The 14,228-nt window shown below is 63.7% G+C and carries 16 protein-coding genes; 7 read left to right on the forward strand and 9 right to left on the reverse strand.

All coding sequences use genetic code 11. The features are described from left to right. From A5636_RS17980 to A5636_RS17990, 3 genes are read right to left on the reverse strand one after another with little or no spacing between them, the layout of a single operon-like run. Entirely contained in the window at positions 1 to 1,689 is a 1,689-nt protein-coding gene (locus A5636_RS17980; protein ID WP_065159996.1) for a nitric oxide reductase activation protein NorD, read from the reverse strand. Beyond that, positions 1,686 to 2,507: a CbbQ/NirQ/NorQ/GpvN family protein gene (locus A5636_RS17985; RefSeq protein ID WP_065159997.1), complete on the reverse strand. Its 822-nt coding sequence runs from the start codon at positions 2,505 to 2,507 to the stop codon at positions 1,686 to 1,688. The genes A5636_RS17980 and A5636_RS17985 overlap by 4 nt, the downstream gene beginning before the upstream one ends. A 1-nt stretch (position 2,508) precedes the next feature. Further along, on the reverse strand, positions 2,509 to 3,681 hold the full coding sequence (locus tag A5636_RS17990; protein WP_065160031.1) for a spirocyclase AveC family protein: 1,173 nt from the start codon (positions 3,679 to 3,681) through the stop codon (positions 2,509 to 2,511). Between the two features lie 118 nt (positions 3,682 to 3,799). On the opposite strand from A5636_RS17990, the gene A5636_RS17995 reads away from it, so the two are divergent. Beyond that, positions 3,800 to 4,417 (forward strand): TetR/AcrR family transcriptional regulator, encoded by a 618-nt coding sequence (locus A5636_RS17995; protein WP_065159998.1) that lies wholly within the window; start codon positions 3,800 to 3,802, stop codon positions 4,415 to 4,417. Between the two features lie 9 nt (positions 4,418 to 4,426). Here A5636_RS17995 and A5636_RS18000 read toward each other — a convergent pair whose 3' ends face one another. Continuing rightward, the gene (locus tag A5636_RS18000; protein WP_065159999.1) at positions 4,427 to 5,596 is read right to left on the reverse strand and encodes a spirocyclase AveC family protein; all 1,170 of its coding nucleotides are present in this window, start codon (positions 5,594 to 5,596) and stop codon (positions 4,427 to 4,429) included. Between the two features lie 248 nt (positions 5,597 to 5,844). Between A5636_RS18000 and A5636_RS18005 the strand changes: the two genes are divergently transcribed. From A5636_RS18005 to A5636_RS18015, 4 genes are read left to right on the forward strand one after another with little or no spacing between them, the layout of a single operon-like run. After that, complete coding sequence (locus A5636_RS18005) at positions 5,845 to 6,411, forward strand: hemerythrin domain-containing protein (protein ID WP_065160000.1); 567 nt, start codon at positions 5,845 to 5,847, stop codon at positions 6,409 to 6,411. Positions 6,412 to 6,419: 8 nt separating this feature from the next. Beyond that, positions 6,420 to 6,581, forward strand: a complete 162-nt coding sequence (locus A5636_RS26240) for a hypothetical protein (RefSeq protein WP_155763874.1) — start codon at positions 6,420 to 6,422, stop codon at positions 6,579 to 6,581. Positions 6,582 to 6,605: 24 nt separating this feature from the next. Further along, positions 6,606 to 8,054 (forward strand): protein adenylyltransferase SelO, encoded by a 1,449-nt coding sequence (locus A5636_RS18010; RefSeq protein WP_065160001.1) that lies wholly within the window; start codon positions 6,606 to 6,608, stop codon positions 8,052 to 8,054. A gap of 14 nt (positions 8,055 to 8,068) precedes the next feature. Then, positions 8,069 to 8,515 (forward strand): hypothetical protein, encoded by a 447-nt coding sequence (locus tag A5636_RS18015; RefSeq protein WP_065160032.1) that lies wholly within the window; start codon positions 8,069 to 8,071, stop codon positions 8,513 to 8,515. Here A5636_RS18015 and A5636_RS18020 read toward each other — a convergent pair. Genes A5636_RS18020 through A5636_RS18035 form a run of 4 tightly spaced genes read right to left on the reverse strand, consistent with a single transcriptional unit; the run spans position 8,512 to position 11,599 of the window. Beyond that, positions 8,512 to 8,919, reverse strand: a complete 408-nt coding sequence (locus A5636_RS18020) for a VOC family protein (RefSeq protein ID WP_065160002.1) — start codon at positions 8,917 to 8,919, stop codon at positions 8,512 to 8,514. The genes A5636_RS18015 and A5636_RS18020 overlap by 4 nt on opposite strands. A gap of 18 nt (positions 8,920 to 8,937) precedes the next feature. After that, the gene (locus A5636_RS18025; protein WP_065160003.1) at positions 8,938 to 9,873 is read right to left on the reverse strand and encodes a DUF808 domain-containing protein; all 936 of its coding nucleotides are present in this window, start codon (positions 9,871 to 9,873) and stop codon (positions 8,938 to 8,940) included. Positions 9,874 to 9,925: 52 nt separating this feature from the next. After that, positions 9,926 to 10,894, reverse strand: a complete 969-nt coding sequence (locus A5636_RS18030; protein ID WP_065160004.1) for a tocopherol cyclase family protein — start codon at positions 10,892 to 10,894, stop codon at positions 9,926 to 9,928. A gap of 30 nt (positions 10,895 to 10,924) precedes the next feature. Further along, positions 10,925 to 11,599, reverse strand: a complete 675-nt coding sequence (locus A5636_RS18035) for a TetR/AcrR family transcriptional regulator (RefSeq protein ID WP_065160005.1) — start codon at positions 11,597 to 11,599, stop codon at positions 10,925 to 10,927. A 91-nt stretch (positions 11,600 to 11,690) separates the two neighbouring features. On the opposite strand from A5636_RS18035, the gene A5636_RS18040 reads away from it, so the two are divergent. Both A5636_RS18040 and A5636_RS18045 read left to right on the forward strand, forming a co-directional pair. Beyond that, positions 11,691 to 12,707, forward strand: a complete 1,017-nt coding sequence (locus A5636_RS18040; RefSeq protein WP_065160006.1) for a Rieske 2Fe-2S domain-containing protein — start codon at positions 11,691 to 11,693, stop codon at positions 12,705 to 12,707. After that, complete coding sequence (locus A5636_RS18045; RefSeq protein WP_065160007.1) at positions 12,704 to 13,777, forward strand: NAD(P)H-dependent amine dehydrogenase family protein; 1,074 nt, start codon at positions 12,704 to 12,706, stop codon at positions 13,775 to 13,777. The genes A5636_RS18040 and A5636_RS18045 overlap by 4 nt, the downstream gene beginning before the upstream one ends. On the opposite strand, the gene A5636_RS18050 is transcribed toward A5636_RS18045, so the two are convergent. After that, positions 13,774 to 14,226, reverse strand: coding sequence for a universal stress protein (locus A5636_RS18050; RefSeq protein WP_065160008.1), 453 nt, complete (start codon positions 14,224 to 14,226; stop codon positions 13,774 to 13,776). The two genes, A5636_RS18045 and A5636_RS18050, sit on opposite strands and share 4 nt — an antisense overlap. Positions 14,227 to 14,228 lie beyond the last annotated feature (2 nt).

The raw sequence follows: 14,228 nt of genomic DNA on the forward strand, positions 1-14,228 counted from the left end.
TCACCCTCGTATCGGTTGCGGCGCTGCGAGTTCCCGCAAGGAAGACAGGAACAACTCGTCCATTCGCGGGCTCAGGTCGCTCAGGGTCGGCGCACTGGCGTATCCGGTGGAGCCGAACACCCGTTGCAACGCTCCGGTATCTGCAGCGGCGCCGATGGAAAGACAAAGGGAGGCCACGCCCTCCGCGCGCAACTCGTCGAGTGCCTTCGCGGCGTCGGCTTCGGCGTACCGGCCTTCATAGCCGTCGTCGTACGGAAAACCGTCCGACAGCACCACGAGCAGCCTGTTCGGCGTCCCGGCCTGAACCTTCAGGATCTCCCCCGCACCACGAATGCCTGCCCCCAGCCGCGTATAGCCCGATGGCTGAAGCTGATTGAGCCGGGCTCGTCCCAGGGCACCGAAACGCTGCCCGAAGGTCTTGATCGCGGGCAGGGTAACGGCATGCCTGCCTTGGGAGCGGAAGGCATACACGGCGACCCGGTCGCCGAGTTCGTCGAGGGTCGCTGCCAGTGTGGCGGCCGCCCTGCGTTGATGGTCGTGTACGGCGAGGCCGTCGGTATCGGTATCGGTGGCGGACCCGGATGCGTCGAGCAGGATCAGCACGCCCAGATTGCGCTCGAGTTTGCGGCGGTCCACGTAAACGTGCTCTGGCGGTGAGTAACCGGAGCGCAGGTCGACGAAAAGATTGGTGAGGGCCTCGACATCGAGTTCATCTCCATCCGGACGGGCGCGCAACACTTTTGGGCCGAGACCAATGCGGCACAGACGTCGCCGAAGCACGTCGTCGTGAGCCACTTCGCCCTCCGAGACGTCGGCTGCGACCGTGAGCGGAAAGGTGATGACCCGGCACCATTGATCCCGGTACCGGCGGTGATGCACGTCCCACTCCGGATGTAGAGCTCCTCCCACTCCGACGGCAGCACCGGGTTTGCCGCCGTCGGTGAAGTGGATACGGGTGGGCAGCGGCCGGGCATTCGGGCCGGCTGCGGCGGACCGTCGGACCGATCGGACCCGCAATTCGGCGCCGGCTGCACCCTCCCCGGCGGAGCGCGTACTGCCGAACAGCTTGCGGAAGTAGTCCGAAAGGGCTTGTGAACCGGTGAGCGGGTTCTCGAACAATCTCAGGATTCTGCTCTGCGCCGGCCGCTCCCCGTCGTCGGAGTCATCATCGGCCTCTGGGGTGTCGGTCGGTTGGAATTGCAACTGCAATTCCTTATCGGTTGCCCTACCGCCTGAACCAGGCGCAGCCGCGAGCAACCGGGATGGCTTGATCACGCCGAACCACGACGGTGGATCCTCGACTTCGACTCGACCGCGGGCAACGTCGAGTGATTCGTCGGACGTCGTCGTGCGCGGATAACCGTCGAGGCCCAGCTGCGCTGCCAATGGAAGATGTTGGGCGAGTTCGACGATCACCCGGTGGCCCTCCAAGGCCAGGTAACGCCGGGCGATCGACGGACGTGTTCGTAACCCCTTGACCAGCCGGCGGTCCAGGCTCCCGGCACCGAGCAGGGCGCACTGAACGAGCATCTCGCGGCGCTGCTGCGCCGCGCTTTCACCCGCGGAAACGAAGACGACCTGACCGTTGGTGTGCGGGGCCTCACCGGCGGCCGCCTCGGCGACATCAATCGTCCTGCCGGCGATGTAGGTGGCGAGGAGCCGAAAGCTGTTGGGATCATTGGCCGTCACGTCTGAGGCAACACCGCGTCCACCAATTCGCCGAGCGCGCGCACCACATCCCGGTCGTCGGAGAGGACTTGGACGATGGCCGAGTGGACCGCACTGCGTAGGTTCAACCCCTCGGCGACGAGGCCGCCGGCCAGGATCAACATGCGGGTCGACGACACTTCGCGCAGGGGTGAACCGTCCAGGTTTCTGATCGCGTTGCCGAGGTTGACCAGGAGATGTGCTGTGTGGTGGTCGATTCCGGCTTCGTGGGCGACTACTTCGGTCTCGATCTCGGCCGGTGGAAAGTCAAGTTCGATTGCGATGAATCGTTGCCGGGTCGACTCTTTCAGGTTCTTCAGGACGCTCTGGTAACCGGGGTTGTAGGAAATCACCAACTGGAACCCGGGTGCGGCGGGAAGCGTGGTGCCCAGCCGATCGACCGGAAGCTCGCGACGGTGATCGGCCAGCGGATGGATGACGACAGTGGTGTCCTGGCGCGCTTCCACCACTTCGTCCAGATAGAAGATCGCGCCTTCCCGTACCGCGCGAGTCAACGGCCCGTCCACCCAAACCGTCTCGCCACCCTTGAGCAGGAACCGGCCCACCAGATCCGCCGACGTCATGTCTTCATGACCGGCGACGGTGATCAGATCACGCCCGAGATCGTGCGCCATGGCCTCCACGAAACGGGTCTTTCCACATCCGGTGGGGCCCTTCAGCAGCACCGGCAAACCGCGGCGGGCGGCCGCCCGAAAGACCTCTACCTCGTCGCTGACTGACCGGTAGAACGGGGACTGCGAATTGGGATGCAGTGCGGCCGGTTGAGCGTTGGTCAGCACTTCAGTTCCCACGCTTGAACGGTACGATCGTCGGCAGCGTCACGCCAGGGGGAAGTACGAAGCGGCCCTGCGGATCGACGTGACCGGATTCCTTGCCCGGGATGGGTAGCGCCGGGTCAGGGCAGAGCCGGTCGGTCCCGTCACCACAGATGCCCATCGTGAAGTACGAGCGTTCCAGCAGATCCTTCGGCCAGGACTCGGCATGCAGCGCGAACCACTGCGCGGGGACGTTGTAGAAGACGAAGAAGAACGCGCTGCATGCCGCGAAAATGGCGAGAAATCGGGTGATTTGCTGCTTCGCGAACCCGCCTTGGACACGTTCTGATCCTCGTTCGACGAAGGTGCGGCCGCGATCGTCGGTGAAGAAGCGCAGTGCGCACAGGCCTGCCTGTACCCCACCCCACATGATCCCCTCGTACACGGGCCACTGGTAATAGGTGCCGGCATTGATCGACAAGGACTTGATGGCACCGGGGTAGGTGAAGAGCCCCATCGGCATGAGAAACAAACCCTCGATAACGAAGTCGAAGAAGAATGTCCACACGATCAGTACGCCAATAAGCTTGACGTTACTGATGTTTGGCCAACGCGCCTTCGCCCGTCGCATGACCCAGCAGCCGAGCATGGTGCACAGCAGAACTCCGAAGGAGTAACCCGGCGCGTTCATCAGGATCGGCTCCGCCATCATCCGGCCCGGTTCGCCGAAAGAGATCCAGCCCGGGATGTCCTGCACCCAGGATCCGCGGTTCCACATCCAGGTGTTGTAGGTGCTCCATGTGTTGATGTAATTGAGCAGCGGATCCTGGAAAAACAGCAAGCCGCACGCCACCAGCAGCATGCCGTCCAGCGTGATCCGACGCTCGCGTCGCCATGGACGAATGATGAAGTGCCACAGGCTCAGTGGTAACCCGACGACGATTACTCCGGTCCACGTGATCAGGATCGCCTTCATATATATAGGCGGATCGCTGGGTCCAGTGGGCACTCGCTCGAAGTTCGGACCGGTGACCCACCGGATCCATACGTAGAGCTGGAAGGCCAGGATCGCACCACCGATGACGGCCCAGATCCGGATCGGCTTGACCGCAGGTTTTACTTGCGTCCCGAGCGACGTCACCGCGTCCAACGATTCGGTGACCGCGGCCCCCTCTTTTCTGCTCGACAGGCTGCTCATGACGCCGTCTCCCTCCTGATGGCCGCGGACCTCATTCAGTGGCCACACCGGGCGCAAATATACCAGTCAGTATCTGAGTAACCAACGGTTCGCTCGGATTCTGTGGCACAATTCCGGCATGGTCGAGCGGTGGACGCGAGAACGACGCCTCGAGCACACCCGGTCGCTGCTGTTGGACGCCGCGGAGGAGGTGTTCGCCGAAAAAGGTTTCATGGCAGCGTCTCTCGACGACATAGCGCATGCAGCCGGCTATACCAAAGGCGCCATCTACAAGCACTTCGCCACCAAAGAAGACCTTTTCCTGGCCGTCAGTGACCGGTACTGGCGTCGCTACTTCGACAACTTTGCCGACGTGATGTCCACCGCGACACAAATCGGAGCGCAGGAACTGGACGAGATCGCCGAGCGGTGGCGCCAACTGGGCCGTGACCGCGGCGCTCTGCACGCCGCTCTTGGACACGAATTCACGCTCTACCTGCTGAGGAATCCTGACGCGCGGGAACGCGTGGCCGGGAAGCGAGCGGAAGTTGTCGACGCGCTGGGCAATTTCATCATCAAAGGCATCGACCGACTGGGCGGAGCTTTACTCATCCCGCCGTTGACGTTCGCTCATATACTCGTCGCGACCACCAACTCGATCGAACTGGTCAGCCAGCTCGACGATGCCGACCTCTACCGACCGATCCTGGAGCTGTATATGTCGGTCATCAAACTGCCTTCGGCGTCGGATCGCTGACGGCATCGCTCACTTCCCGCGATCGAAGGGAACAGTCGTGGGCACCGCCGCGCCTGGCGGGAGTACGAGCTTGCCATCCGTATCGATATAGCCGGACCGTTTTGTCGGCACTGGCACAACAGGATTCGGGCAAGGCCGATCCGTCCCGTCACCACATGTGCCACCGATGAAGTAGGAACGTCGCTGGACATCTTCAGGCCAAGGGTCGGCATGCATGCCGACCCATTGAGCGGGCACGTTGTAGAAAAGGAAGAAACAGGCGCTGACCCCGCCGAAGATGGCCAGGAAGCGGACGAACTGCTGCCGCAGGACACCTCCGGGAACGCTGTCCAATCCGCGTTCCACGACGGTGCGGCCGCGATCGTCGGTGAAATAGCGTAGGCAGCACAGGGCTGCCTGGACCCCTCCCCACATCAAGCCTTCATAGACGGGCCACTGGTAATAGTGGCCGGCGTTGAGCGAGACGGCCCGGATCGAACCGGGATAGGTGTAGAACCCGATCGGCAGCAGAATGCAGCCCTCCATCACCAGATCCAGCAAGAATGTCAACGCGTAGGTCACGACGATCAGCCTCAGATTGCTGATGTTCGGCCATCTGGCTTTGATTTTGCGCATGACCCAGCACCCGGCGATCGTGATCAGCAGGACGCCGTACGCGTAACCCGGGGCGTTGGTCAGCAGAGGCTCGGCCACCTGGCGGCCCGGCTCCTCCGGCGACACCCAACCTGGAATATGCGACGACCACGAGCCCCGGTTGAACAGCCACGTGTTGTACGTGCACCAGGTGTTCAGATAATTCAGTAGTGGGTCCTGGAAAAACATCAAACCCATTGACAAGACCAACATTCCGTCGAGGGTGATGCGCCGTTCACGCCGCCACGGCCGGATGAAGAACCACCACACGGCAAATGGCAGGCCCACCCAGAGAATGATCGCGTTCGCCATCAGCGGGATCTTCATGTACATCGGCGGATCGCTGGGTCCGGCAGGTACCCGCTCGAAATACGGCCCGGTGATCCAGCGCAGCCACACGTACAGCTGCAAGGCGAGCAGCGCGCCGCCAATCACGGCCCAGATGCGGATGGCTTTCACCGGAGACGCAGCGGTGTGACCGAGCTCAGGAACGCCCCTGAGTGATTCGGTAATGACGGGCGCGCTCTGTTTGGCCGGGCCGCTCATGATGCGTCTCCCTCTGGCTCGCGTGACAATCCCGCCAATATACCAGCGGGTATCTGAACGACGAACAAGAATCTGACCGCTCGTCAGTGACCGTAGCCACCGCCGGGGTGAGGATTTAGGCCCCGCGGATGCGCTGGTGGCGGCCCGTGCAGCGTTTTAGCCCTAGTCGACACGGGTATGCGGCCCGTCAGCGGCGCACAGCCCCCCGCCCGCGTCAATCGAACTCCAACTAATGGAGGTTATTCGGCATGTCCGAAATGATCGTTGAAACACCCGACGAAGTTGTCGCGTTCCTCAAAGCGCAGCACGACCTGATCGAGGACATGTTCGATGAGGTGCTGCACGCATCCGACCCGCGCGCCCGCGAGAAGCCATTCATCGAGTTGCGACAGTTGCTCGCGGTGCACGAGACGGCCGAGGAGATGGTGGTCCACCCGCGCCTGCGCCGGGAAACAGACGACGGCGACGCCATTGTCGACGCGCTGCTGCAAGAAGAACACGACGCCAAGACGCTGTTGTCGAGCATCGAAGATCTGGACGTCACCTCGCAGGAATTCATCGACGAGCTGAGCAAATTGCGCGACGCCGTGCTCGCCCATGCTGAACATGAAGAGCTCGAAGAGTTTCCGAGACTACAGCAGGAAGTCGACACCGACGATCTCAAGCGCATGGCGGCAGCGGTCAAGGCCGCCGAGGCCATCGCGCCGACCCGTCCGCACGCCGGCGTGGAATCGGCGAAGCTGAACTTCGCCGTGGGGCCCTTCGCATCGATGCTGGACCGGGCCCGCGATCTGATCAAGCAAGCAATCGGTTAGGAGCAGTGATGAGCACCCCCGAACCTCCTGAAGACCAGGAGCAGACCGACCAGATGGCTGCGGCTGAAGGTGGGGCGCAGGGCGGAGACGACAGCATCGTCGCGCCGCCCGCCTACCCCGCGTACTCCACCCCTCCGCCGGAGGGGCTGGCGGGCAACGAGGATGGCTGAGCCGGTCTGGATAGTCTGGATCAGGTGAGCGTTACGCCAGATACCACAGTCACTCTGCAGGACCGTTTTTCTCGCGAGTTGCCCGAGCTCGCGGTCTCGTGGACGGCCGAGGTGCCGCCGGATCCGCGGCTGCTGGTGCTCAACGAGCCGCTCGCCGCCGAACTGGCGATGGATCCCGACTGGTTGCGCAGCGGCGACGGAATTCGTTTCCTGGTCGGCAATCTGGTGCCCGAAGGCGCTGCGCCGGTGGCCCAGGCCTACGCCGGGCACCAATTCGGTGGTTATGTACCCCGACTCGGGGACGGGCGCGCCCTGCTGCTCGGTGAACTGACCGACACCGAGGGCCGCCTGCGTGATATCCACCTCAAGGGTTCCGGGCGCACGCCTTTCGCCCGCGCCGGTGACGGCCTGGCCGCAGTGGGCCCGATGCTGCGCGAGTACATCATCAGTGAAGCGATGCACGCATTGGGCGTGCCGACGACGCGCTCGCTTGCGGTAGTGGCCACCGGGCGACCGGTGGAGCGAGACACCGTGCTGCCGGGGGCATTGCTGGTCCGGGTCGCCAGCAGTCACCTGCGGGTCGGCAGTTTCCAATACGCCTCTGCCACACAGGATGTGGAGCTGCTGCGCCGGCTGGCCGACCACGCAATTGCGCGTCATTACCCGGACGCCGCCAATGCCGAACGTCCCTATGTCGCGTTGTTCGAAAGCGTCGTCGCGGCGCAGGCGGCGCTGGTGGCCAACTGGATGCTGATCGGCTTCGTCCACGGCGTGATGAACACCGACAACGTGACGATCGCCGGGGAAACCATCGACTACGGACCGTGCGCGTTCATGGAGGCCTACGACCCAGAAACGGTCTTCAGTTCGATCGACTACTGGGGACGGTATGCCTATGCCAACCAGCCCACCATCACCCAATGGAATCTGGCCCGATTCGCCGAGGCGCTGTTACCGCTGTTCTCCGACGATCCCAACGAGGGAGTTGCCCTCGCAGAGAACGCATTTGGCGGATTTGCGCATTACCACAACGCTTGGCGCTCGGGTATGCACGCCAAGCTCGGTCTTACCACCGATGCGGCGACACAGTTGATCGACGAACTGTTGCCCCTGATGCAGGAGAGCCACGTCGACTACACGTCGTTCTTCCGTCACCTCAGCAACGCCGCGCGTGGTGATGCCGCCGCGGCCCGCGGGGTGTTCGTCGACCCCGCCCGGTTCGACGACTGGGCGGCGCGCTGGCGCGCGCTGGGGCCCGACGCCGAATTGATGGATCGGGTCAATCCGATCTACATCCCGCGTAACCACCTGGTCGAGGAAGTCCTGACCGCGGCGACCGAAGGGGACCTCGACCCGCTCAACGGGCTGCTCGGCGCCATCGGCGCCCCCTTTACTCCGCGGCCCGGGCTGGAGCGTTACGCCGCCCCCGCCCCAGTGGATTTCGGCGTCTACCGGACCTTCTGCGGCACCTAGTCACCGTGGCGAACATGGTCGGCGTGTACCGCGCACCGATGCGATCCCGCAGCGACGACGTCGATCCGCGGGACACCATCGAACGTGCTCTCCGCGAGGGTCTGTGCGGATTCGGCCAATTGGTTGAGCCGGACGCACAGGACCGTCTCGACCGTCGGGTCGCCCGTTTCGTCGAGGTGGCCGACGGTTCATTTGTGTGGACCCGCGACCCGGATGGTCTGTATTGGCTCGGCCGGATCACCGGTGCGTACTTCTACGACGACCGCGACCGCGCGGTCACAGTCGACCTGGTGCACGTGCGGCCGTGCGACTGGCTGGCGGAACCGCTGACGGAACCGGATGTGCCCGCCGCTGTCGTCGCAACGTTCGGGCGCGGCGGCCGAAACTTCCAACAGACCCATCACCCGTCGGTTAGCCAAGAGACTCAACGGATCTGGGACGCTAGTCGTCGGCCGCGCTAGCGCTTCGCGACCAGGACCTCGCCTTCCAGCCCGTCGGGGTCGCGGAAGAAGACGCTGCGCATCGACCCGAAATCGTTCACCTTGCCATCACTGGCGCCATGCGCGATCAAGCGTTGTCGGATCGTTTCGAAACTCTCCTGCGACGCTGCCTGCAGGCCGAAATGGTCCAGACGTCCACGTCCCCACATCGGTGTCTGCCGATCCGGCTCCACATTGCCTTCGATGGTCACCACATTGAGTTCGGTGTGCGGGCCGATGCGGATCATCGTCATGGTCTCGCCGGCCTGCTCCCCGTGCGGTCTGGTGGGCCCGACCTCAGCCTCGAACACCTCCGTGTAGAACTCGCGCAGTCTGCCGATGTCCTTGGAGATGAGCGCAATGTGGTTGATCCCGTTCAGTAGCACCGCTGTGCTCCTCGCGCCTCAGGTAGTAGTCGTCGAGCGGCGGTGCCGGAGATGGCGCACCAGATGAACCAACGCGACGACGAAGGCCCCGACCACCGAGCCCAGCACCGCCGAAAGACCGGTGTTGACCAGCCAGGCCACCACACCCCCGACAGCCCCGGCCGCGTGGCGCACTCCTTCCTCGAGGTGGTGCACCCACTCGTAGGGGGTGTGCCAGCCCACGTGATCAGTCCCCATCAACAGGATGTGACCACCTACCCAGAGCATCGCGACCGTCCCGACCACGGACAGCACGGAGAGCAATCTGGGCATCCCCGCAACCAGACCGCGTCCCACCGCCTGACCCGGCCGGGATGAGGTCTTGGTCAGGCGCAGCCCGACGTCGTCCATCTTGACGATGCCGCCGACCACACCGTAGACCGCGACGGTGATCACCAGTGCCACGATGACGAGGATGACCAGCCGCGGCACGAAGCCCAACGTGGCGACCTCGTTGAGAGCGATCACCATGATCTCCGCCGACAAGATGAAGTCGGTGCGAATGGCGCTGCTGACCACATGGCTTTCGTTCTCCAGCGCGCCGGTGTCCTCGTCGTGGCCGCGCAAACTGCCCCAGACCTTCTCGGCGCCTTCGTAACACAAATAGGTCGCCCCAAGCATCAGGACCGGACTGAGCAGCCACGGCGCGAACTGACTGAGCAGCATCGCACCCGGCAGGATGAACAGCAGCTTGTTGCGCAGCGAACCCAGCGCGATGCGCTTGATGATCGGCAACTCGCGCTCGGCGGAAATCCCCTCGACGAATTGCGGTGTCACCGCGGTGTCGTCGACAACAACGCCGGCTGCCTTGGCCGTGGCACGTCCGGCGGCGCCGCCGATGTCGTCCAGGGATGCCGCGGTCAACTTCGCAAGGAGCGCGACATCGTCGAGGAGGCCGAACAGACCCGCACTCATTGCGTCTGCTCCATGGCGTTCGAGATTACCCGGGTGTACACCGATGGTCCCATCACGCGGGTCGACTGCCGACTTCCAAACCGGCCAACGCCGACGTGCCCTCGAAGATGGTGCGACCCCATTCCCGAACCCTGCAGCGCAGAGTCCCGGCGAGGTATTCGTAATCGGTGTCGATGTTGCGGCGTTCAGCCGGCAACGGCACCGGCAGCACATGCGGCCCCTCTGCCGTGCCGCGTCCGTCGAGTTCGACGCGGTAGCGCGCCGTGCGCGCATCAATGTGCCATTCCTGCACGTCGCAGGCTGAGGACACCAGAGCCGGCGGGGTGATGCGCAGCACTCGATCTCCCAGGCGCACAACGACTCCCGTGACATCACGTTTCAGCGGTCCAAGCTCGAGCAACCCGCCGGAAAACGCCACCGACACATCGGCATCACCGAAATCGTGGGCTTGACCCCACCACCAGCGCAACGGAAAACCGGCGCCCCAATTGCGTTCGCAGTACAACGTGGCATCAGAGAAGTTCCACTTCCGACCTGCGTGCGTCACAGTTCCGGACGCTTTGCCGCCCAGCCGATAGGGGTGCCAGTACTGGTTCAGGAATGGCACGGACGAAAACACCCCGCCGCCGCCGAAAGGCTTGGGCCACTCATACGGCTCGCGAAAGGTCAGGTCGACCCGGGTGTCACCGAGGACCATCTGCAGCCGCTCCCGGCTCGCGTCGATGAAGTCTCCGTCCGAGTCGGCGCGCACCGAGAAGCGCTGTTGGTCGGCCTGCACGCCATCCACTGCAGCCGAACGGACCACTCCGCCGGGATGCAAAGCGATGGCAGCCGTTGACCAATCCCCGGCGGAGTGGCGATTCGCGCTGCACAGCGCAACCACCACCCGTCCAGAATCAGGGTCGGACAGCCGCCAGAACCAGCCCTCCATTTCGGTGCCGTGCGATGGGACCGGGTCCCCGAACGGCACGTCGGCCCCACTGCGCCGATACAACGAGACCAGCTTGGGGACCATCGCCATGTTTGCGACCGAGCCAAGAACCTTCACACCTCAGTTGGTACCCGCCGCTCCCGGAGATGAACCCGTGCCCCCACTGACGTCGGACACCGATTGGGCCAGATAGGCGACAATGGCGTTGGTCAGCCCGCGGCGCGCTTCGTCGAGATCGGCGTAACTGCCGAGCTGCCGCTCCGACACGAGGCCGCGCATTGCACCAGGGATGAGTGTGGCGATCTCGTGCACCCGTTGCGGGTCGACTTGTAGGTCGGCGAACGCCTTCTGGCAGGTGGCGTGCCAGCCCTGCCCCCATGAGCGCAGTTCGGCGGCGGTGCGCGGATACAGCCGATCTAATTCGCTGGGTTCGCGGGGCAGCGCCGCCCGCAGATTCTCGATCGCCCGGGAATCGGGTGCAGTCAACCCGTTGTAGAGGGTGTCGATGATCTCTGACACCCTGGCCCGCAACGACGCTGCGGTGTCGGGTTCGGCGAACAGGTTGGCCCGGCGTTGCGCGGTGTGGTGCAGCACCGCGGCCCAGAATCCGTCCGCGTCACCGAACTGATACTGCACCGTCCCCCACGTCACGCCGATCTGCTTGGCGATGCGGTTGGCCGAGACCGCCCCTGGATCTCCGGACGCCAGTGCGGTAACCGCCGCCCGCAGCATGGCTTCACGGGTGGCCAATCCACGCCGGTTGGCCTTGCGACCCGTGCTGTCGGCGACCGCCATTCGTGCATCCTAGCGGGATATCACAGGTTTCGTTGACACCTTTATGAATCTTCCATAGAGTGCTTGCTGATCAGACCGAGAGGACTGCCGGATGGCCAAGCCCCCTTTGTCGATGAAGCCAACCGGGTGGTTCCAGGTTGCGTGGTCCGACGAGATCGGCATCGGCGCGGTTCACACCATGAAGTACTTCGACCAGGAGATGGTTGCCTGGCGTGCCGACTCCGGTCAGCTCACCGTGATGAACGCCTACTGCGAACACCTGGGAGCGCACCTGGGATACGGCGGCAAGGTGGTCGGCGAGGTATTGCAATGCCCGTTTCACGGCTGGCAGTGGAGCCACGAGGGGCGCAACGTCTGCATCCCCTATCAGGACCGACCCAATCGCGGCCGGCGGGTACGCACCTATCCGGTGGTGGAACGCAACGAGTCGGTCTATATATGGCACGACATAGAAGGTCGCGCACCGTTTTTCGAGGCGCCCGATGTGTTCGCCGGGTTCGGCGACGGCAGCAGCCCCGCCGACTACTACCCGCAGCAACGACTGTTCCGGCAGGACCTCGAGCTGCACCCGCAGTACGTGCTGGAGAACGGGGTCGACTTCGCCCACTTCAAGTACGTGCACAGCACGCCGATCGTGCCGATCTTCACCCGGCACGACTTCGGCGAGCCGACTTCCTACGTGGACTTCACCATCACCTTCGAAGGCGACGACCAGCAGAGCATCGAGGACGTCAAGAGCGGTGTCGAGGCCATCAACGGCGGCCTCGGCGTCGCCGTCACCAAGAGTTGGGGCATGGTGGACAACCGCACCATCTCGGCGGTGACGCCGGTCGATGAACGCACCTCCGATGTTCGCTTCATGGTCTACATCGGCCGCGTTCCCGGCCGGGACGACGCGCGCGCCGAAGCCAAGGCCCGCATGTTCGGCGACGAAGTGATCCGGCAGTTCACTCAGGATGTGCACATCTGGGCGCACCAGCGCTACTCCGATCCGCCTGCGCTGGCGACGGCGGAATACGAGGGATTCACAGCTATTCGCAACTGGGCCAAGCAGTTCTACCCCGACGCAACGGACTCGGCTCGATCCCAGGAAGGGGCCACGCGATGACGGTCAAGGTTTTCCAGGTTGCCACCGGCAATGTCGGTTCGGAGATGATCAAGCGCATCGCCGCTCATCCCGATCTGGAATTGATTGGCGTGCACTGTTATTCGCCGGAGAAGGTCGGCAGAGACGTCGGCGAACTCGTCGGTCTACCGCCCAACGGGGTCACAGCGACGGGCAGCGTCGATGAGATCATCGCAGCCCGGCCTGACGTGCTGACGTTCCACGGAGTGTTCCCCGACGAGGACCTCTACGTCAAAGTCCTTGAGGCCGGGATCAATATCGTCACCACGGCAGACTGGATCACCGGCTGGCACCGTGACCGCAACCATCCGCACCACTCCGGCAAACCCGTAAGCCAACTGTTGGCCGAAGCGTGCCAGAAGGGCGGGTCGACGTTCTACGGCACGGGCATGAACCCCGGAGTCAATCAGATTCTGGGCGTGGTGTGTTCGGCCGACGTCGCCGAGATCGAGAACGTCACCACCATAGAGTCCGTCGATGTGTCCTGCCACCACTCCAAGGACACCTGGATCGAGGTCGGCTACGGACTTCCCGTCGATCACCCGGACATCCCAGGCAAGTTGGAAAAGTACACCCGCGTCTTTGCCGACAGTGTGTTGATGATGGCCGACTGCTTCGACATCGAACTCGACGAAGTGAAGTTCGACTACGAATTAGGCGCCTGCACCAAGGATGTCGACCTGGGTTGGTACACGCTGCCCAAAGGGTCGCTGGGCGGGAATTACATCAAGTATCAAGGCATGGTGGCAGGGGTTCCGCGGGTGGAGACACATCTAGAGTGGCAGATGACCCCGCACACCGATCCGCACTGGGATATCAAGGGCTGCTACATCACTCAGATCAAGGGCGACCCGTGCATTTACAACAAGCACATGATCTTCCCTAAGCCCGGCGTCGACCTTTCCAATCCGGACAACTTCGCCTCGATCGGCATGACGGTCACCGGCCTGCCCGCGCTCAACTCGATCAAGTCGGTCATCGCCGCTCCCCCGGGCCTGATCACCAGTGCCGATCTGCCGCTGCGCGGGTTTGCCGGCCGATTCAAGGTTTAGTCCTCGGTTTCGACGACCAGCACCTCGGTGTTGGCGCGCCGGGAGACAGTTCGCGGTACAGCACCCACGACCCGCCCCACCAGTGATTTGTTCCCGACATCGCCGACGACGAGCAAGTCGGCGTCGACGTCTTCTGCCAGCTGCACCAGGGCGTCCACCGCGGCGCCTTCGATGGCGCGTTCTTCGACTTCCGTGGCACCAGCCTCCCGGGCACGCGCGGCGGCCTTGCGCAACATCTCATACACGGGGGCATTGCCTTCGTTCCGGTATTTCTCGTTGCGATATTGGTCGGGATCAGGGCCCGCCCGACCGTGATCGGAATCGGTGAACGCCGAGGCGACGATCAGCTTCGCGCCCGACTCCGCGGCGATCTTCGCCGCGCGATCGACAGCGCGGAACGAGGTGTCCGATCCATCGGTGCCCACTACCACGACCTGGTATTTGCCCATCT

Origin of the sequence: Mycobacterium asiaticum, from assembly GCF_001673315.1 — a bacterium.
GTDB lineage: Bacteria > Actinomycetota > Actinomycetes > Mycobacteriales > Mycobacteriaceae > Mycobacterium > Mycobacterium asiaticum_B.

What these genes read in the sequence shown, in the direction of transcription:
- A5636_RS17990 (WP_065160031.1), bottom strand. Translation starts at nt 3,681, where the DNA reads ATGAGCAGCCTGTCGAGCAGAAAAGAGGGGGCCGCGGTCACCGAATCG.
- A5636_RS17995 (WP_065159998.1), top strand. Translation starts at nt 3,800, where the DNA reads ATGGTCGAGCGGTGGACGCGAGAACGACGCCTCGAGCACACCCGGTCG.
- A5636_RS18000 (WP_065159999.1), bottom strand. Translation starts at nt 5,596, where the DNA reads ATGAGCGGCCCGGCCAAACAGAGCGCGCCCGTCATTACCGAATCACTC.
- A5636_RS18005 (WP_065160000.1), top strand. Translation starts at nt 5,845, where the DNA reads ATGTCCGAAATGATCGTTGAAACACCCGACGAAGTTGTCGCGTTCCTC.
- A5636_RS26240 (WP_155763874.1), top strand. Translation starts at nt 6,420, where the DNA reads ATGAGCACCCCCGAACCTCCTGAAGACCAGGAGCAGACCGACCAGATG.
- A5636_RS18015 (WP_065160032.1), top strand. Translation starts at nt 8,069, where the DNA reads ATGGTCGGCGTGTACCGCGCACCGATGCGATCCCGCAGCGACGACGTC.
- A5636_RS18025 (WP_065160003.1), bottom strand. Translation starts at nt 9,873, where the DNA reads ATGAGTGCGGGTCTGTTCGGCCTCCTCGACGATGTCGCGCTCCTTGCG.
- A5636_RS18030 (WP_065160004.1), bottom strand. Translation starts at nt 10,894, where the DNA reads ATGGCGATGGTCCCCAAGCTGGTCTCGTTGTATCGGCGCAGTGGGGCC.
- A5636_RS18035 (WP_065160005.1), bottom strand. Translation starts at nt 11,599, where the DNA reads ATGGCGGTCGCCGACAGCACGGGTCGCAAGGCCAACCGGCGTGGATTG.
- A5636_RS18040 (WP_065160006.1), top strand. Translation starts at nt 11,691, where the DNA reads ATGGCCAAGCCCCCTTTGTCGATGAAGCCAACCGGGTGGTTCCAGGTT.
- A5636_RS18045 (WP_065160007.1), top strand. Translation starts at nt 12,704, where the DNA reads ATGACGGTCAAGGTTTTCCAGGTTGCCACCGGCAATGTCGGTTCGGAG.
- A5636_RS18050 (WP_065160008.1), bottom strand. Translation starts at nt 14,226, where the DNA reads ATGGGCAAATACCAGGTCGTGGTAGTGGGCACCGATGGATCGGACACC.